Here is a 20156-nt window from a genome sequence, read left to right as displayed (position 1 = left end):
GCAGGCATCAAGGGCACTGAGCGCACCTGAAGGTCGCCTGTCCTTACAGACCACGCAAAAGACCTTTGTCATCACGCCTATTGATAGCCCCCTAACGAAACCCCCATGCTAGAGGGCTAATCTCGCGCTTATATCATTCCGAATGATAGTTACCTTTGCTTCATTCGATTCGTGACATAGCACAGCGCCGCGCATGATCCGCCCATCTCAAATACATTGGCGGATGCACCTCATGGAACAGTCACTCAAACATTTGCGCTTCCCCTTGGCCATTTTGGCGGTAGTGGTGATGAGCGCGTGCGGTAAAACCCCGGAACAAGCGGCCGCCATGCCAGCTGCCAAAGTCAGCGTGGCCAAGGTGCTGGAACAACCGGTCAACGAGTGGGATGAATTCACCGGTCGCCTGGAAGCCCCGGAAACCGTGCAGATCCGTCCGCGCGTGTCCGGCCAGATCGACCAGGTGGCCTTCACCGAAGGCGCGCTGGTGAAGAAAGGCGACCTGCTGTTCCAGATCGACCCGCGTCCGTTCCAGGCCGAAGTGCGTCGCCTTGAAGCCCAGCTTGCCCAAACCAAAGCTGCCGCGACCCGCAGCGATAACGAAGCGCAACGTGGCGAACGCCTGCGCCAGAGCAATGCGATCTCCGCCGAACTGGCCGACTCGCGCACCACCGCCGCCCAGGAAGCCCGCGCCGCCGTCGCCGGGATCCAGGCGCAGCTGGACCTGGCCAAGCTGAACCTGAGCTTCACCCGCGTGACTTCGCCGATCAGCGGCCGCGTCAGCCGTGCCGAAATCACCGCCGGCAACCTGGTGACCGCCGACGTCACCGCGCTGACCAGCGTGGTTTCCACCGACAAGGTCTACGCCTACTTCGACGCCGATGAGCGGGTGTTCCTCAAATACACCGAGCTGGCCCGCCAAGGCCGTCGCGGTGCAACCACTCCGGTTTACCTGGGCCTGTCCAACGAGACCGGTAACCCGCACCTGGGCCAGATGAACTTCGTCGACAACCAGGTCAACCCGGCCACCGGCACCATCCGTGGTCGCGCCGTGTTCGACAACAGCAAGGGCGAATACACCCCTGGCCTCTACGCCCGCCTGAAGCTGGTCGGCAGCGGCACCTACTCTGCCGTGCTGATCAACGATGAAGCCGTGGGCACCGACCTGGGCAAGAAGTTCGTGCTGGTGATGGAAGGCGACAAGCCGGCCTATCGCGCAGTGGAACTGGGGCCGAAGATCGAAGGTTTGCGCATCGTGCGCAGTGGCCTGAACAAGGACGACACCATTATCGTCAAGGGCCTGCAGCGTGTGCGCCCAGGGTCGCCGGTCGCCCCGGAAACCATTCCGATGGCCAGCAAGGAAACCCTCGCCGCCTTGGCCCAACAACGACAAGCACTTGAAGCCAGCAACCTGGAGCAAGTGGCGCCGGAAAAAACCGCGCCCAAGCTCGCAGCCGTTGCAGCTCCACGCGGTTAAGGGAAACGACTCAAGATGAATTTTTCCAAGTTCTTCATTTCGCGGCCGATCTTCGCAGCGGTGCTCTCACTGTTGATCCTGATCGCTGGTGCGATCTCGCTGTTCCAATTGCCGATCAGCGAATACCCGGAAGTGGTGCCGCCGACCGTGGTGGTGCGCGCCAACTTCCCGGGCGCCAACCCCAAGGTCATCGGTGAAACCGTGGCAGCACCTCTCGAGCAGGCGATCACCGGCGTCGAGAACATGCTGTACATGTCCTCACAGTCGACCGCCGACGGCAAGCTGACCCTGACCATCACCTTCGCCTTGGGCACCGACCTGGACAACGCGCAGGTGCAAGTGCAAAACCGTGTGACCCGGACTCAGCCGAAACTGCCTGAGGAAGTGACGCGCATCGGTATCACCGTGGACAAGGCCTCCCCCGACCTGACCATGGTGGTGCACTTGACCTCCCCGGATCAGCGCTACGACATGCTCTACCTGTCCAACTACGCCTTGCTCAACGTGAAGGATGAGTTGGCGCGCCTCGGCGGTGTGGGTGACGTGCAGCTGTTCGGCATGGGCGACTACTCCCTGCGCGTATGGCTGGACCCGAACAAGACCGCTTCGCGCAACCTGACTGCGACCGATGTAGTGACCGCGATCCGTGAGCAGAACCGTCAAGTGGCCGCCGGTGCCCTGGGTGCGCAACCCGCGCCGACCGCCACCGCGTTCCAGTTGTCGGTGAACACCCAGGGTCGCCTGGTGACCGAGGAAGAGTTTGAGAACATCATCATTCGCTCCGGCGCCAACGGTGAAATCACGCGATTGAAAGACATCGCTCGGGTGGAGCTGGGTTCCAGCCAATACGCCCTGCGCTCGTTGCTCAACAACCAGCCGGCCGTGGCCATCCCGATCTTCCAGCGCCCTGGCTCCAACGCCATCGAGATCTCCAACGAAGTGCGCGGCAAGATGGAAGAGCTGAAAAAGAGCTTCCCGCAAGGCATGGACTACAGCATCGTCTATGACCCGACCATCTTCGTGCGTGGTTCCATCGAAGCGGTGGTGCATACCCTGTTCGAAGCGCTGATCCTGGTTGTGCTGGTGGTGATCCTGTTCCTGCAGACCTGGCGTGCCTCGATCATTCCGCTGGTGGCGGTGCCGGTATCGTTGATCGGTACGTTTGCGGTAATGCACCTGTTCGGTTTCTCGCTCAACGCGCTGTCGCTGTTCGGCCTGGTACTGGCCATCGGTATCGTGGTGGACGACGCCATCGTGGTGGTGGAGAACGTCGAGCGGAACATCGAGCTGGGCCTGGATCCCTTCCCGGCCACTGAAAAAGCCATGAGCGAAGTGACCGGCCCGATCATCGCCACCGCGTTGGTGCTGTGTGCGGTGTTCGTGCCCGCGGCATTCATCAGCGGCTTGACCGGGCAGTTCTACAAACAGTTCGCCTTGACCATTGCGATCTCGACGGTGATCTCGGCGTTCAACTCGCTGACCTTGTCTCCTGCCCTGGCGGCGGTGTTGCTCAAGAGCCATAACGCGCCGAAGGATGGGTTCTCCAAGTTCCTCGACAAGTTGCTGGGTGGCTGGTTGTTCAAACCGTTCAACCGCTTCTTCGACAAGGCCAGCCATGGCTACGTCGGTACCGTACGCCGGGTGATCCGTGGCAGTGGTATCGCGCTGTTCCTGTATGCCGGGCTGATGGTCCTGACCTGGCTGGGCTTTGCCCACACGCCAACCGGTTTCGTACCGGCGCAGGACAAGCAATACCTGGTGGCCTTCGCCCAACTGCCGGACGCCGCGAGCCTGGACCGTACCGAGGACGTGATCAAGCGCATGTCCGACATCGCCCTGAAACAACCGGGCGTGGAAGCCGCCGTGGCCTTCCCGGGCCTGTCGATCAACGGTTTCACCAACAGCCCGAACAGCGGCATTGTGTTCGTGACCTTGAAACCGTTCGACGAGCGTAAAGACCCGAGCATGTCCGCCGGCGCGATTGCCGGTGCCTTGAACGGCAAGTACAGCAGCATCCAGGAAGCCTACATGGCAATCTTCCCACCGCCGCCGGTACAGGGCCTGGGTACGATTGGCGGCTTCCGCCTGCAGATCGAAGACCGGGGCAACCTGGGTTACGACGAGCTGTACAAAGAGGTGCAGAACATCATCACCAAGAGCCGTACCACGCCGGAGCTGTTCGGCCTGTTCACCAGCTACACGGTCAACGTGCCCCAGGTCGATGCCGCCATCGACCGTGAAAAGGCCAAGACCCACGGCGTGGCGATCAGCGACATCTTCGACACCCTGCAGATCTACCTGGGTTCGTTGTATGCCAACGACTTCAACCGCTTCGGCCGGACCTACCAGGTCAACGTGCAAGCTGAGCAACAGTTCCGCCTCGATGAAGACCAGATCGGCCAGCTGAAAGTGCGCAATAACAAAGGCGAAATGATCCCGCTGGCGACCTTCATCAAGGTCAGCGACACCTCGGGCCCGGACCGCGTGATGCACTACAACGGCTTTATCACCGCCGAAATCAACGGCAACGCTGCACCGGGCTACAGCTCGGGCCAGGCTCAGGCGGCCATCGAGAAACTGCTGAAAGACGAACTGCCCAACGGCATGACCTACGAGTGGACCGACCTGACCTATCAGCAAATCCTCTCGGGCAACACCGCGCTGTTCGTGTTCCCGCTCTGCGTACTGCTGGCGTTCCTGGTACTGGCCGCCCAATACGAAAGCTGGAGCCTGCCATTGGCGGTGATCCTGATCGTACCGATGACCCTGCTGTCAGCGATTACCGGGGTGATCATCTCCGGTGGCGACAACAACATCTTCACCCAGATCGGCTTGATCGTACTGGTGGGCCTGGCGTGCAAGAACGCGATCCTCATCGTCGAGTTCGCCAAGGACAAACAGGCAGAAGGCCTCGACCCGCTCGCTGCGGTACTGGAAGCCTGCCGTCTGCGTCTGCGGCCGATCCTGATGACCTCGTTCGCTTTCATCATGGGTGTGGTACCCCTGGTGTTGTCCAGCGGTGCCGGTGCCGAGATGCGTCATGCCATGGGCGTGGCGGTGTTCTCCGGGATGATCGGTGTGACCTTCTTCGGTCTGTTGCTGACGCCAGTGTTCTACGTACTGATCCGTCGCTCTGTGGAGCGCAGCGAAGCGCGCAAAGCGGCCAAGGCCTTGAAGCTGGAGACACAGCAATGAGTGTGAACGTATTCCTGCCGAGCCTGCTGGTACTGGCGCTGAGCGCCTGTGCCGTAGGCCCGGACTACAAAACCCAGACCCCGGAGGCGGCCAATATCACGGCCGCTGCCGACGCCAAAAAGTATGACCACGCCAAGTTCGAAGGCATTTGGTGGCAGCAGTTCGAAGACCCGACCCTCAACCAGTTGGTGACCCAATCGCTGCAAGGCAACCGTGATTTGCGCGTCGCTTTTGCCCGCCTGCGGGCGGCCCGAGCGATCCGCGATGACGCCAGCAATGACGCGATGCCGACCATCACCAGCCGCGCCAGCAGTGACCTGGCCAAGGGTCAAATCCCGGGCCAGACCACCAAGCGTGTCAACAGTGAGCGTTACGACCTCGGCCTGGACATGGCCTGGGAACTCGACCTGTTCGGTCGCATCCAGCGCAACCTGGAAGCCACCGACGCCGACCAGCAGGCCGCCGAAGCTGACTTGTACCAGCTGCAAGTCACCATGATCGCCGAACTGGTGGATGCCTACGGCCAACTGCGTGGCGCGCAACTGCGTGAACGCATTGCCTTGGACAACCTGAAGAACCAGCAGGAATCGCGCGCCATCACCGTCAGCCTGCGCGATGCCGGTGTGGGCGACCAGCTCGACGTGGAGCGTGCCGACGCCCGCCTCGCAGCGGTTGAGGCCAGCGTGCCGCAACTGCAGGCCGAACAAGTGCGCGAGCGTAACCGCATCGCTACCCTCCTCGGCCAGCGTCCCGACAAATTGACAGTCGACCTGAGCCCGAAAGACCTGCCGGCGATTGCCAAGGCCTTGCCGATTGGCGATCCGGGGCAACTGCTGCAACGTCGTCCGGACATCCTCAGCGCCGAACGCAAACTGGCCGCCGCCACTGCGCGTATCGGCGTGGCCAAGGCCGACCTGTTCCCACGGGTCAGCCTCAGCGGCTTCCTCGGTTTTACCGCCGGGCGCGGTTCCCAGATCGGCTCGTCCGCCGCCAATGCCTGGGCCCTCGGCCCGAGCATCACCTGGGCCGCCTTCGACCTGGGCAGCGTGCGCGCCCGTTTGCGCGGCGCCGATGCCGAGGCAGATGGCGCCCTGGCGACCTACGAGCAGCAAGTGCTGCTGGCCCTGGAAGAGTCCGAGAACGCCTTCAGCGACTACGGCAAGCGTCAGCAACGCCTGGTTTCGCTGATCCGCCAAAGCGAATCCAGCCGCGCCGCCGCCGACCTGGCTGCGATCCGCTACCGCGAGGGCACCGTGGACTTCCTGGTGCTGCTGGACGCGCAACGCGAGCGCCTGGCCGCCGAAGATTCCCAGGCCCAGGCCGAAGTGGACCTGTATCGCGGCATCGTCGCGATCTACAAGGCCCTGGGGGGTGGCTGGCAGCCGGACACGGTGGTCGCCAGCGCCAAGTGAGGTAAAGAGCTCCTTTGGTTGGTCGCATCCAGCCAATTTTTTGCCCCGTGGTCCATTCGGTCACGGGGCTTTTTTTGGCCTGGGCAGCAGTGAAGGGCTGTATCAGATTCTCGGGTTCAGAATGCTTTCCCCCTCAGGTGTCAATGCCTTGAAGAACGGTCCGTCCGCTTTGATTTGTGCCAATGCATACAACGCACGCGCGAGCCTGCCATTGCCGTCGCCATAGGGGTGAAATCGGACCGCTGCCGCGAACAGGCCGTCTGCCAGAAGCCACTTGCCGTCTTGTGCGCTTTGAGCAAGTTCAGGCAATAGCTTCACGAACCCCGCGTGCCCGATCTCCGACGCCATATACACAGGGTCGCTGCTGGAGCGGAAGTCACGATAAGGCTCACCCGGCCCGGGTTTGTAGACCTGTGCATGAATCTCATCAATCGTGTGAATGTCAGTCAGGTCGACGTCTCGGTTACGCCACAACACGCCCAGCACCTCGTCCGCCGTTAGACCATCGGAGCGACTCGTATCGACAATCCACTCCGCCGCCTTTTCGTAGGGATTACCCAGTTTGAGCTCGCGAGGGACCACCGGGGTGCTGTCCAGCAGGGATCTCACTGCGGCGTTGGTTGCCTCCAAGCGGGCACGGTCCTGTGCCAGGCGACGCAAACCATGGCCTACCTCGCTCTGTAGCGCGCCCCAGGCAAATCGCTGGCGCGGGACGCCAAGACCGTCCAGCGTCAAGTTGTTACGAATGGATTGAACAACGGTGGCTTTATCGGTGGAACCCATCAGCGCCCGGGCGTCATCACTTAGCAACAGTCGGTTTACCAGATAGTCGATCTTGTCCTTGTCCGACAGTGAACCCCAGTTTTTCGGACCCAATAACTGAAATCCTGGATTATCAATAGCAAGGGGGGCCGGTGCAGGGCTGGATAGGGGTACTTGAAGGCCAGGTTTACGGTTCGCAATATCCTGGGCGCGCACGCGAGCAATCCCACGTACGGGAGTGCTCACTTTGTCCAGCGGCGTAGGGCCGGACGCTGCATTCGGTTGCGCGAGGGTTGGCTTGCTCCAGCCGTAACTGAGCAGGTGGCCGCCCTCGATAAACTGCTTAGGCCCGGGTGCGGAAAAATCTGAAAAAGCTGCCTCTGCCGAACGCAGGTTGGAAAAGTCCTTGTACTTGATCAGTGCTTTGTTCGTAGCAGCCTGATAGGCCTGCATTAATGCCGGCTCCGGCAGAATCATCGGGTCTGTCAACGAGGGCATGCCTTTATTGGCAAACTGTGGCGCCGTCAGATCAAACGCGTAGGTTTTGCCCTGGAAGTCGCCTACAGGTAAAAAATGGTTGAATACACCGTCCGGGTTGCGCGAACTCCAGATCAGCATCCCTCGAAACCTGATGTTTTCAAACCCATTTGTACGCATGAATTCGGCGACCGTTTCCGCGGCGCTTGCGCACTGTCCCGCGGGAGCCATGAAAGCATTGTGCAGCTTGGGATTGGCGCGCAATGTTTCCATGAACCCATGCATCTCAACGGGTAGTGCTCGTGAAGGGCTGCCTTCAATCTGTCGAAAGGGCTCGATTCGGGTATCAACATCAGACGCGCTTGTGGGCGCCGCAGGTACGCGGGCCGGTGGCTTTTTAACTGATATAGAAGGCGGTGATAAGCGTGATTCTGAGGTTTTGACGAGGGCACTGAATCCGTTGTCGGTATCCTGAAGATGTGCCAACGCATAGAGTGTCCTTGCCAATGGATCGTTATTAGTCGCATAGGGTTGGAAACTCTGGGTCAACCCGAACAACCATTCAGCTCGGGACAATCCCGTTGGAGCACCCGAGTTCTTCAGTTGGTGTACAAATGCACCATGAGCGATATCAGAACCCAGCTGACCAGCGTCTCCACTGAGGCGAACCGCTTCTTCGGAAGTCCCGATAATTGCCCGGTGAATATCATCAATCACACTGATCTTGCTCAAATCGGCCTGCTGAAACTGAGCGATAACCTGCTGCAAACGCCCTTCCGGTATCCAGGGGCTACTGGACGCCGCAATCCACCCCGCTGCCCTCTGCACAGGTGGCCCACTGACGGCGCGTGTCTCAATGGTCGGCGGCTGCTTATGCAGTTGTTTTATAAACTGGTCCACGGTATCGACGCGTTTTGAATCAGATTCAAGCAATGCTTTTGCAAGATTGATTTCAGTACGTTCACTCTTCCAATTTGTCGCCGTCGTGAGAGCCTGTCGCCGATTATTGGCAATCGACTGTCTGACAGACTGCTCACTGGTCCGCGCGATCAACTTCTTGCCGATGCCGGAGGCCGTTAACTTATTCGACAAGTGACTGACCTTTTGTGCATCGGTCATTTGGTTCCAGGTCGTTGATTTTCCTGCTACCTCTTGGACGCCTGGCACCGCTCCTGATGCCACAGCCTGGCCCGTTGCAGGTGACGAGCCTGCAGTTTTAGGGAGCAATGCAGCCGTATTTGCCGGCGCGTGGGAAGAAGAAGCGGCAGGGCTGAACTTGATCCCGTACCTTCTTGCCAGCACGTCTTTTATTATGCGAAACGTGTCAGGCCGAATAATGTATTCCTTGGCAAAACGGTGATAATGGACCGCCGAGGCCACTGTATATGCCCCTTTTGCTCCGCCAATCGCCAAAGGAATGCCGAGTGAAACAGCCGTTGAAATAAGAGAAACCCAAGCGGACTTTTCGGCAGTATCTCGCTCCGTCGGATCGTCGCTGATTTCAGCTTTCAATGCGTGGGCGCCTGCGCTGGCCAACCCCAGGCCAGTGGCATAGATCATCGATTTCAATACGGCGCCGGTGCCGGGAGCGCCGACCATTAATAACAAGCCTTGGACCTTCAGAATCTCGTTGAGGGCATTCAGCGCTTCGAGCGAAAAGTGCTCCCAATCGGTAAAAATCAATGTGTCAATATCCGATTTGGCACGAGCCATGTTTGACTTGAACAAAGAGGCGCTCAGTTGCTGTGCGCTTTCCTGGGCCGTAAAAGTCAAGGGTTTGATCTTGACCCGACCACCGTTGCGGCCCATTCCTATTTGGACGTTTGTTGACATCTTTGTTCGGGTGACCTCAAACGCCTGTGGATTCCTGGCAGCCTTGACTTGCTCAATGATGGGCAGTTTTATACGGATCCACCTTTTGAATTTTTCATCGTTTGGATAAACAGGCATGAACTCCGTATAAGACGCCCCGAACTTCCAGTAATTATTACGTTTTTCACTGATGTAAAAACAGTTGTCGTCATCCACACTGCACATGACCGCAGACTGCCCGTGAGTGACAGCAAACACACCGCTGACCTTCGTGCCATGAAACTCAACCTCAGATGCCTTTAATTCTCCGTTCAAAAATCGGCTCATCAACACATGACCAGGATGTTCAATGGACGTGTTGGAGAGATAGTTAAATGCAGCATTCTTGATCCTGCCATCATAGAAATCTACCCATTTTTGCTCTAGGCCTGGCCGGGTTTTATAATCGGAGAGGTTAGCTTCCAATGTCCGCTTCAATAATTTTTTATCAATAAAGTCGACCAGCTGCTGATGGGAAACTCGGGAAACTTTATAGACTTGACCGTGATGTCCGCGCATCAGACTTATATCGCTCAAGTGAATGCCGGTGACGACCTGCTTGAGAGTGAAATACTTTTTCCGTTCTACTGCGGACACCAGATGATGATTCGGGTTAGCTGACTGATTATCCTTGTACCAAACGGTAATCCTGCTGTCAGGTTGCAGACTCAGGGTCTCTCCCGTCTGTCTTTCAAATGCCTTGATACGCTGATTGATGATTTCGTCCAATGCAGTAGACGGGTCCAAAATGGGGGCGTAAAGGTTGGTCATCCAATCGACGGAGTCTTTAATGTTCGCTTCCAGACTATTGGCCAATTTTTTCTTATACGTCGCTTGAAGCTCGGTTTGCTGAAGTTCGAAACGCTGCAATCCAGTGGTAATCGCCCCTGCCAGCATCGTGTCATCCACCTCGGCACCGATGCCTCCAGCGGTTCGCACAAGCTCACCATTGGTCTGGTTTTCGCCATGGGCACGGTGCTTCAGCATTGCGTCGACTGAGCCTGTGCGTGCAACCGAAAGGTTGCCATCATCCACACTGCGAGGGGCGCGAGACTTCCCTGTGTACAACTGATCCAGCAACACTTGCCCGATCAATACATCAGGGTGATCAGGCAGTGCCTGTTCGAGTGCGATATCCACCTCTGCGTCCAGCATCGGCAAGCGATCGCTTGAATGCGTCCGCCGTTCGTTATCTTCCAGTCCTGGAGAAGCTGGCAGGAACCAGTTGCTATAAAAAGTACTGATGCCGCCATAGGCGGCAAGCACCCCCAACGCAAGCACAGGATGTTCTCCGATAGCATCGCCCACGCGTTGCGTCAGTAGAACCCCATTGCCGAGCAACCAACTGCCCAAGGCAATGCCCAAGCGTTGCATCTCTGGGGTGTAACCTTGCTCCTCAACAGGCCCTGTGGTTTCACGGTAGACATCGTTGGCGCCCGTGGCGTAACGACCCGACATCGGCGGACTGGCTTGGCCGAGCATGTCTTTGAGCAGGACTCTGACTTCCTCCAACTCGACACCTTCGGCACCCGGCAGGCTCAACGCGGCATCGATGCGGCTCAGCACCTGCCGGGTTTGGGAAGTGAACGACACCAACCATTGTTTATCCGCAGGGGCGGCCGCTTCGTGTTTTTCCCGAAGATCATCGACAACATTAGTACCATGGTCGACTGCGGCCATCCGCAGCGCGTCCTCATGGTACATCTGGGTCTGTTTGACCTGCAGCAGGTCGGGCCGCACACACTGTTTGTTGTACATGCCCTTGATTCCATCAGCAGCATCCCGAATCCCCTGCCCGGCCTGCTGTAATCCCAAATAGGTCTGCACGTTGAACAGTGGCAGTAGCGGCGCCGTGTCCTTTGCCAAGGTTTCGCCGACATCGATGGCGAAGGCAAACTTGGCGGCCTCGAAACGCTCTCTCAGTCGATTGACATGGACGCTGACCGCAGCGGCCTTATCGCCAGTGAGCCCACGCAGGCTGTCCTCGGCGTCCATCAGTTGCTCGCCCATTTGCGCAAGCGCTTCAGCCTTGGCGAGGGGAATATAGCGGTTGTTCAACCTGGCCAGCCGCTCTTTGGCCTTCCACGCCTGTTGCAGGGACCGATTGGGTGTATGCCCCGGCTGGTGCCCTGACCCCGCCATTTGCACACTCACCCACAGGTCCTTGATTTTCTGGCGGGTGCTGAGCGGCCGTGGGCGAACATCTTCGTATGCCGCCCGTAACATATGGTGTTGATAGGCGTCGGACTCACGTTTTATCTGAGTGCGTAACTGGTTCAGCTCGTTGCCGAGCGCTTCGCTTTCCTTGCGAGGTATTGCATTCGTATTCACTGGCAACTGCGCCACGGCAGCGTTACCCGACCCTGATTCACAGGCAGTGAGAGATTGAGAGGTTATCGACAGCGGCATCTGACAGACTCTTCAGCGAGGAAAGGTGCCTGAGAGTTGCGGATTGAGCGCTCGGCTCCTATCGGATAAGTCGCAGTGCGTTGTGGTACTCAGCCCTCAGCCAGCACCATCCAAAATCAGACTGCGATAGTGCCCCGGGTTGGAACCGGCCCACTTGCGAAAGGCTTTGTAGAATGAGCTGGTATCAGCAAATCCGAGCCGTGCGGCAATCTCGGCAAAACTGATCTGCGGCTCCGCCAACCACACAATCGCCAACTCCTTGCGCACACTGTCCTTGAGCCCCTGGTAGGTCTGCCCTTCTTCCGCCAGGCGCCGGCGCAGGGTCGAGGCGGAAATGCACAGGCTGGCGGCGAGGCCTTCGGTTTCCGGCCAGGTGTCGGGGGGCATCTGGCGCAAATCATGCTTGATACGGGTGGCGAGACTGGCGGGGTCGCGGTATTTGACCAGGATGTTGGCGGGCGCGCGGGCGAGGAAACGCTTGAGTTCCTCTGTGCTGCGCTTGATCGGCAGGTCCAGGCAGTCGGCGGAAAAGATCATGCGCGTGCGCGGTCGGTCGAAACGCAGGTTGTCGGAGAACATCACCTGGTAGTCAGCACAGAAATCCGGTTTTGAGCAACGCAGCTCAATCGCCAGGATCGGGATCCGCCGCCCGGCCAGCCAACAGGCCACACCGTGCACGATCATCCAATAGGTAAAGTAAGTGAAGGCCCGATTGGGTTCGGACTCGGGCTCCAGCAATACGATCTCCGCCAGGCTTTGTTGACGCACCAACTCGGCAGGCAGGCGCTCCAGCATCAGCGACAGAAACCCCAGTCCGGTTTCCAGCCCGGTGGCGACGGTAGATTGCGCCATCGCGGCGCGGCAGAGGAACGCCAGGCTGCCGGACTTGAGCTTGCGCGGGTCCATGCCGAAGAACTCATCATCCATGCGCCGCGCCAGTAGGCGCCACAGGCGTGCGTAGGTGGTGGCAGAGACCCGCGCGTTGGGCTCGGCCAGCAGTGCCGGCTCAATCCCGGCTTTATGCAGCACTTCGGCACTGGCCGCGCCGGGCGCGCAGCTTTGCAGCAAGGCTTCACGCACGAGGTGGAGGGAGATGGTGTCTTTTTCCGACATGGGGAAACGGGCATCCGGCGGCGCAAATAATGATGTGCATCATAAGATGGGTTGCGATTCGCCACCACCGTTCAGCCCATGTTCAGCAAACGTCAAGAATTGTTGTTTAGCAATGAGTATCATTATGTTACAACTTAGCCTCCTATCTAGTTGTGACGCGGTGCCGAATGCTCGTTCCTTTCCTCATCATGCTGCGCGAAGGCATTGAAGCCGCATTGATCGTCGGCATTATCGCCAGTTACCTGCAACAGACCGGCCGTGGCCAGTGGATGCCTGCGGTGTGGATCGGCGTGTTTCTCGCCGCTGCGCTGGCCCTGCTGGTCGGCGGCGGCCTGGAATTGGTCAGCGCCGAGTTTCCGCAAAAGCAACAGGAACTGTTCGAAGGCATCGTCGGCCTGGTCGCCGTGGGCATCCTCAGTTCCATGGTGTTCTGGATGCGTAAAGTGGCGCGTTCCATCAAGCATTCCCTGCATGAATCCCTCGATCACGCGTTGGCCGGTTCCAAACACCAGGTCACTGCGCTGATCCTGATGGTGTTTTTCGCCGTGGCCCGTGAGGGTCTGGAAACCGTGTTCTTCCTGCTGGCGGTGTTCCAGCAGAGTGAAGGCCCCGGCGCACCGATTGGCGCCCTGCTCGGCCTGATCCTGGCGATCATCGTCGGTTTCCTGATCTACACCGGCAGCATGCGCCTGAACCTCGGTGCGTTTTTCCGCTGGACCGGCCTGTTCATCCTGGTGGTGGCAGCCGGCATCCTCGCCAATTCGGTACAGGCCCTGCACGAAGCAGGCGTGTGGAACCGCCTGCAAACCGTGCTCTTCGACTTCAGCGCCGCCCTGCCGATGGACAGCCCACTGGGCTCGGTCCTCGCTGGCATGTTCGGCTATCAGGAAGCGCCCACCGTCAGCACCCTCGGCGCCTACCTGATTTACCTGGTGGTGGCCCTGGTGATGTTCTTCCTGCCCGCCGCGCCACCCAAGCCGGCCGTTACACCCTCCTCCGTTTCCAGCCAGTAAGGACCGTCTCTTGTCCAACCCAACCCCTCAACCGGCTTCGCCACCCCGCGCCCTGCGCTGGGCCGTGGCGGGCTCGGTGGTCGTGCTGATCGTCGCCGGCGGCCTGTTCTATTACGCCTCGCAACTGGCAGCCAGCAAACGCCAGGCCAACCACAATGAAATCGCCGTGACCATTCATGGTCACGCCTGCGAGCCGAATGAGTTGACGGTCCCCGCCGGCCGCGCGAGCTTCCGCATCATCAACCGCTCCGATCGTGCGGTGGAATGGGAAATCCTCGACGGCGTGCTGGTGGTCGAAGAACGGGAAAACATCGCTCCCGGCCTGAGCCAGGTGATCAACGCCAACCTGTTGCCCGGTGACTACGCGATCACCTGTGGCCTGCTGAGCAATCCGCGTGGCACCTTGCACGTAACACCGACCGCCGAGTCCGACGCCCAGGCCAAGGCCAAACCGTCGATGGTGGCGTTCATTGGCCCATTGTCGGAATTCCGCGTGTACTTGAGCGGCCAAGGCAGCGCACTGGTCAAGGCGGTAACCGTGTTGCAACAGGCCATCGACCGCGGCGACCTGGCCCAGGCCCAAGCACTCTACCTACCAGCTCGGGAGGCTTACCAGCGCCTGGCTCCGGCATCGCAACGCCTCGCGCAACTGGACAACGCGATCAACGCTCGTGCCGACTATTTTGAAAAACGCGAACAGGACCCGGCCTTCAGCGGCTTCCACCGCCTGGAATACGGCCTGTTCCAACTACGCAGCCTCGACGGCCTGGCCCCGATTGCCCAGCGCCTGCTGACCGACGTCAGCGCCCTCAAGCAACAATTGCTGGCGCAATCCCTGCCGCCGGAGCAATTGGTCGGCATTGTGGTACGCAACCTCAACAACCTGGCCGATGTACGCGCCATCAGCGGTGAAGAAGAACGCTACAGCCATGTCGACCTGGAGGGTTTCGCCGCCAACCTGGAAGCCGCCCACAAGGTTGTCGAGCTGATGCGTCCGCTGCTGACCAAATCCGCCGCCGACCTGCTGCCCAAAGTCGACAGCGCCCTGACGGCCTTCGACAGCGAGCTCAATGGTTTGAAAGTCGACGGCCAGTACCGCCGCTACGACAGCGTGACCGCCGATCAGCGCAAGCAGATCGCCGACAAGGCCAAGGCTCTGGCCGTTGCACTCGATGGAATCGACCCCGCCCTTGGCCTTTCCGGCCTGCAGTGAAGACGACCGCACACATGAGTGATTCAGAACACACCAACCTTCAGCGTCGCCGTGTCTTGCTGGGCATGGCCGCCACCGGTGCCGCGATTGCCGGCAGCGCCCTGACTTGCCCGGCCATGGCCGCTGCGGCGGAGCAAGTCACCACCGCGCCGCGCAGTGACAAGACCCAGGACCACCACGATTTCTTCGGCAAACACCAGAGCGGTATCGTCACCCCACGCCCGGCCTGCGGCATGATTGTGGCGTTCGACGTACTGGCCAGCGACCGTGACGACCTGGAACGCCTGTTCCGTACCCTGAGCGAACGCATCGCCTTCCTGATGACCGGCGGCACCGTGCCGCAAGTCGATCCGAAACTACCGCCCACCGACTCCGGCATCCTCGGCCCGGTAGTCACGCCGGATAACCTGACCATCACCGTTTCTGTCGGCGAGTCATTGTTCGATGAGCGCTTCGGGCTCGCCAAAGCCAAACCCAAGCGCCTGACTCGCATGGTCGGCTTCCCCAACGATGCGCTGGAGCCGGCGCAGTGCCATGGCGACCTGAGCCTGCAGTTCAGCTCCAACACCCCCGACACCAATATCCACGCCCTGCGCGACATCGTGAAAAACCTGCCCGACCTGCTGCTGGTGCGCTGGAAACAGGAAGGCAGCGTACCGCCCCAGGCGCCTGCCAAGCCCGGCGAGCCTGCGCAGAGTGCGCGTAACTTCCTCGGTTTCCGTGACGGTTCGGCCAACCCGAACTCCAACGACGACAAGGCGATGAACCGGATTGTGTGGGTACAACCGGGCAGCGACGAACCGGCCTGGGCGGCCAATGGCAGCTATCAGGCCGTGCGCATCATCCGCAACTTCGTCGAGCGCTGGGACCGCACCCCACTGCAGGAGCAGGAAAGCATCATCGGCCGGGTAAAGCCCACCGGCGCGCCGATGGATGGCCACAACGAAACCCAGGTGCCCGACTACAGCAAGGACCCGGAAGGCAAACTGACCAAGCTCGACGCACACATCCGCCTGGCCAACCCGCGCACGCCGCAGACCCAGGCCAACCTGATCCTGCGTCGGCCGTTCAACTACTCCAACGGCGTCAACAAGAACGGTCAGCTGGACATGGGGCTGTTGTTCATCTGCTACCAGGCTGACCTGGAGAAAGGCTTCATCAGCGTGCAAACCCGGCTCAACGGCGAACCTCTGGAGGAATACCTCAAGCCGGTCGGCGGCGGGTACTTCTTCACCTTGCCAGGCGTCACCGGGGCCCAGGATTTCCTCGGGCGCGCGCTGCTCGCTGCAACGCACCCTCAAACCACTGCCAATACCTGAAAAACACACTCAGAGCGGATACCGTCCCATGAAAAAGTCGACTATTGCGTTGTCGTTGTTATTGACCCTTTCGCCGCTGGCAGCGTTCGCCGCCACCGCGCCGCTGGACCTGGTAGGGCCGGTGTCGGACTACAAGATCTACGTCACCGAGGAAATCGGCGAGCTGGTCACCCAGACCCAAGCGTTCACCGCTGCCATCAACCAGGGCGACCTGGCCACCGCCAAGAAGCTCTATGCGCCGACCCGCGTGCACTATGAGTCCATCGAGCCGATCGCCGAGCTGTTCAGCGACCTCGATGCGTCCATCGACTCCCGCGTCGACGACCACGAAAAAGGCGTGACCGCCGAAGATTTCACCGGCTTCCACCGCATCGAATACGCGCTGTTCTCGCAGAACACCACCAAGGGCCTGGAAGCGCTGACCGCCAAGCTCAACACCGACGTCAACGACCTCAAGACCCGCGTCGACGGCCTGACCTTCCCACCCGAGAAAGTCGTAGGCGGCGCCGCAGCGTTGCTGGAAGAAGTCGCCGCCACCAAGATCTCCGGCGAAGAAGACCGCTACAGCCACACCGACCTGTATGACTTCCAGGGCAACATCGACGGAGCGAAGAAAATCGTCGACCTGTTCCGTGGCCAGATCGAGAAGCAAGACAAGGCCTTCCTGGCCAAAGTCGACAAGAACTTCGCCAGCGTCGACAAGATCCTCGCCAAGTACAAAACCAAGGACGGCGGTTTCGAGACCTATGACAAGGTCAAGGAAACCGACCGCAAGGCCCTGGTGGGCCCGGTCAATACCCTGGCGGAAGACCTGTCCACGTTGCGCGGCAAGTTGGGTTTGAACTGACCCAGGGGCCCGGCGACCGCTCAGCCATCAGCGGCGCAGCGGTCGCTATGCTCAAGCAGCTTGCGATCCGGGCGGTTTGGTAGGGTCTACCAGGCCCGTACCGACCAGAAAATAACAGCGCATTTTTTCGTCTACCGTCATCAGGTGAGGCATTGCCTTGCTCAAGCCCGCACTGACAGCGCCCAGGCTGGACAACTTGGACAGGCCTTTGGACGCGGCACTGATCAGGCGCGGATAACCGTCCACCGGATTGAAGACCGCGTTAAAGAACAGTGCTGTCTGCTTGGAAAAATCAAACGCGGCGTCGCTGAAGCGCACCTTGGGTTCATTCCAGGACCAGGCAACCTTTGGGGTGCTCGGCGTGACGCGAGCGCTGAATCTGCCGATGGACGGCCGACTGGTGTTTTTTGCCAGGGTCTTGAGCGAACGGATCAGCGACCGTGCCTGGCCTCCCGCACCGATCATCAAACCTGCACCGTCCAACGCCAAACTTTGCAGGCCTTTGCCAAAATCACCATCGCGAAAGTCCTGATAGGCACCGACGAAGGGAACCAGCGATAGCAGCAGGCTGACATCCCGCGCATGGGCCTCGCGGCTTTTTTCCACGGGTAACTGGCCCTTTGCCCGTGCAAGCATGTCCTCGGCACTTTCGTAGAAATTGCGCTCGGTGATTTCAACGGCAATGTCCTCGATACGGTCTGACTGATAGGTATCAGGAACAAAAGATTCCCTGGTCACGTTTTCGGGGAGTGGGCGCGGCCCCTTGGTAACACCGACTTTATCGAGAATGACATCGGAAGAACTGACGCCTTCGCGTGCCGGTGCACCGCTGGCATACGCATTGAAATCCAGGCCGACGTCATGACCGCGACGGATGTATTTGTCTGCAAGCAATTTGTACTTTTCCAGGTAGCTTCTGTCTGAGGCCACCTTATCCAGGGCATTCGTTGCTTCAAGGCTGTCGTGCTTGATGATGTTTGCGTTGTAGAGCACCTCGTAATAGGTGACAGTATTGTCGTGAACGACACGCATCAATATCCCCTGCCGCGCGGTCACCGCCGCTCGGTCCAGGTCCGACTCCCACACCTGCTGTTTGCCAGTGGCCTTGCGCAACGTGAACAGTTCCACACTGCCCAGTTCGATGCGCTGGCGATCAACCAACGGCAACCCCGCGAACATCAGTTTGAGCTTGGTGACAAAGCCCATCTTTTGATCGTTGTGGTGACGGGTGACGGCGCTTTCCAGCAAGGGGTCCAAAGCGGGAAGCCGCTCGATGATTTCGTTGAGCTTTTGTCGAGCCGTTGCCGAATTCGTAGAGGACTCATCAATATGCCTATAGGGGGTATTCGAACGTTTGCCAGCGTTGGACATATCGGTGGTCAAGACCCATCTGTCCTTGGTCAGATCGCCGCTCATGTAAGCCTCGATCAGCGAGCGCGTACGCGGTTCGGAGCGCCTCAGGTTGCGGCGTTCGTCGGAGTCGGGGAGATGAACCTTCATCGCCTCCAATTGGCTGAGGCTGGTCTGAGGCATGGCCTTGAGCAACTCTTGGGTCGCCATCTGCCTGCGCGACGGCAAGGCGGTGCTCAAACGGTTGAACGAACGAGCCGACAGTCTCCGTTGCCGCGAGAACACACTCGACGTTTTCTTGAGATCCTCCTGAGTATGCCGGCCTTGAGGCTTGTCCGGTATGACACCATTGAGCACTCCCCAGTCAAGCAATATGCCAAGGGCTTGCTCCTGCATGAGGGTGCGTTGACCATCGGACGTAGGCTCCAGGCTCGTCAATGCGCAGACCTGCTGCTCATCCATCATCCGAGAGGTGCCTGGCAACATGCGTTCAGCCATCGCGCAACCAAGCCGCAATTCCGTCCAGGCCGGTGTGCCGATCTTGATGCCCTCGGGTAAGTCCCGGACCAGAAACTCGGGGGCTTTCCTCGCCAGCGCCACATGGGCCACCAGGAACGCAACGCTTGCGTCCATTGCCTTGTTGTCACACAAATACTGTTCCAGAGCCTGGCGGACTTCACCCAGGGTGCGTCCCGCATTGCTGGGGCTGTAAAGCGCGTAACCGCCTACCGAACCGGCAGGCCCTTGCAGCACCGCAGCAAGGATGTTGCCAAACGCTACAGCATCGGGGCCCTGGCTCAACCTCCCAAGGTGAGCGTCGAGATCGGCACTCAGTGTTGCCGGGGTGTACATCGCGAGCGTAGCCAGCGGTTTGTAGTCCGGATCGCCCGGTTGTAGCGGGACCAACCCAGAATAATCACCCAAGGGCGGGGCCGGTGGCAGGACTGTGCGCAACCACCGAATGACATTGCGGGTCGCCGCAGCCGTACGAGGTACGCCCAACCCCTTATGCTCAAGCAATTGGGCAACATCGTAGCTGGAATGGGGCCCAATACCCTTGGCAGAGGCTGGCGAGGGCTGGATCTTCAGTGTTGACCAATCGGTAGCACGGCTATCCGCCAGTTGCTGCACCTGCTCTTCAAGCAAATTCGCCAGGAAGGCGCGCTCATCCAGGTCACTGATCACGCCGCGCACATCGTCGAGCGCGGCCAAAAACCGAGGGGGTACCGTCAAGCCATTCGCCGCCACCTGGTCTTTGAGTGCCCGCTTCTGTTCAATGGATTCACCGGGATCCAGGCCGTAGGCATTCAGCACGACGTGCAGGGGCATACGAGGCTCATCAAGACTGACGTAAGGCAAGCCCTTATCGTCGGGGTCAAGCACATTGCGCATCGCCCGTAGATGCCGGCTCGCCTTCCCCCAGCCACTGTCGTCAGTACTGCTGAACGCTACAGGAGTGCGTATGCCCCCCGCGGCCGTGAAACCCTCTACGCGATCCTTGCGCAGTGTCAGGGTGTCCATTGCCAAGCCTTTAAGCGAGAGCCAGGACTGAGAAGACGGTTGATCAAGCAACTGGCGGTAGAGGGCCAAGGCCGCACCGAGACTGCTGTCATTAGGGATTGCCACACTATTCTGGCCGCGGTCGAGGGCCTGTGCCAGACGCTCAGCCAAGGTGGAGTCTCCGGCGGTGCCGGCGGCACTGGGCGACATGGGTAGTGTCC

10 protein-coding genes are annotated in these 20156 nt (G+C 59.6%); 7 read left to right on the top strand and 3 right to left on the bottom strand.

From position 1 onward, the window contains the following. Positions 1–232: 232 nt before the first annotated feature. Genes mexE through LUU92_RS13700 form a run of 3 tightly spaced genes read left to right on the top strand, consistent with a single transcriptional unit; the run spans position 233 to position 6081 of the window. Positions 233–1474 (top strand): multidrug efflux RND transporter periplasmic adaptor subunit MexE, encoded by a 1242-nt coding sequence (gene mexE, locus LUU92_RS13710; RefSeq protein ID WP_071488457.1) that lies wholly within the window; start codon positions 233–235, stop codon positions 1472–1474. Positions 1475–1489: 15 nt separating this feature from the next. Further along, the gene (locus LUU92_RS13705) at positions 1490–4669 is read left to right on the top strand and encodes an efflux RND transporter permease subunit (protein ID WP_071488416.1); all 3180 of its coding nucleotides are present in this window, start codon (positions 1490–1492) and stop codon (positions 4667–4669) included. Beyond that, positions 4666–6081 (top strand): efflux transporter outer membrane subunit, encoded by a 1416-nt coding sequence (locus LUU92_RS13700; protein WP_071488417.1) that lies wholly within the window; start codon positions 4666–4668, stop codon positions 6079–6081. Before LUU92_RS13705 ends, LUU92_RS13700 begins: the two co-directional genes overlap by 4 nt. Before the next feature lie 102 nt (positions 6082–6183). Here the strand turns inward: LUU92_RS13700 and LUU92_RS13695 are convergent, their stop codons facing one another. Further along, positions 6184–11580, bottom strand: coding sequence for a hypothetical protein (locus tag LUU92_RS13695; protein ID WP_257103797.1), 5397 nt, complete (start codon positions 11578–11580; stop codon positions 6184–6186). A gap of 96 nt (positions 11581–11676) precedes the next feature. Beyond that, positions 11677–12693: an AraC family transcriptional regulator gene (locus LUU92_RS13690; RefSeq protein ID WP_257103796.1), complete on the bottom strand. Its 1017-nt coding sequence runs from the start codon at positions 12691–12693 to the stop codon at positions 11677–11679. 167 nt (positions 12694–12860) lie between these two features. Here LUU92_RS13690 and efeU point away from each other — a divergent pair, with 167 nt between their 5' ends. The 4 genes from efeU to efeO (LUU92_RS13670) are packed head-to-tail and all read left to right on the top strand — an operon-like array spanning position 12861 to position 17085. After that, entirely contained in the window at positions 12861–13706 is an 846-nt protein-coding gene (gene efeU / locus LUU92_RS13685) for an iron uptake transporter permease EfeU (protein ID WP_222539816.1), read from the top strand. Positions 13707–13716: 10 nt separating this feature from the next. Continuing rightward, complete coding sequence (gene efeO / locus LUU92_RS13680; RefSeq protein ID WP_257103795.1) at positions 13717–14919, top strand: iron uptake system protein EfeO; 1203 nt, start codon at positions 13717–13719, stop codon at positions 14917–14919. A gap of 14 nt (positions 14920–14933) precedes the next feature. Next, entirely contained in the window at positions 14934–16238 is a 1305-nt protein-coding gene (gene efeB, locus LUU92_RS13675; RefSeq protein WP_071488458.1) for an iron uptake transporter deferrochelatase/peroxidase subunit, read from the top strand. Positions 16239–16266: 28 nt separating this feature from the next. Further along, complete coding sequence (gene efeO / locus LUU92_RS13670) at positions 16267–17085, top strand: iron uptake system protein EfeO (protein ID WP_071488422.1); 819 nt, start codon at positions 16267–16269, stop codon at positions 17083–17085. 51 nt (positions 17086–17136) lie between these two features. On the opposite strand, the gene LUU92_RS13665 is transcribed toward efeO (LUU92_RS13670), so the two are convergent. Continuing rightward, a complete protein-coding gene (locus LUU92_RS13665) occupies positions 17137–20145 on the bottom strand; it encodes a hypothetical protein (RefSeq protein ID WP_257103794.1) in 3009 nt (1002 codons plus the stop codon). Between the last annotated feature and the right edge of the window lie 11 nt (positions 20146–20156).

The organism is Pseudomonas extremorientalis (assembly GCF_024584605.1).
GTDB classification, from domain to species: domain Bacteria; phylum Pseudomonadota; class Gammaproteobacteria; order Pseudomonadales; family Pseudomonadaceae; genus Aquipseudomonas; species Aquipseudomonas extremorientalis.
This window is presented reverse-complemented; position numbering and strand designations above follow the sequence as displayed.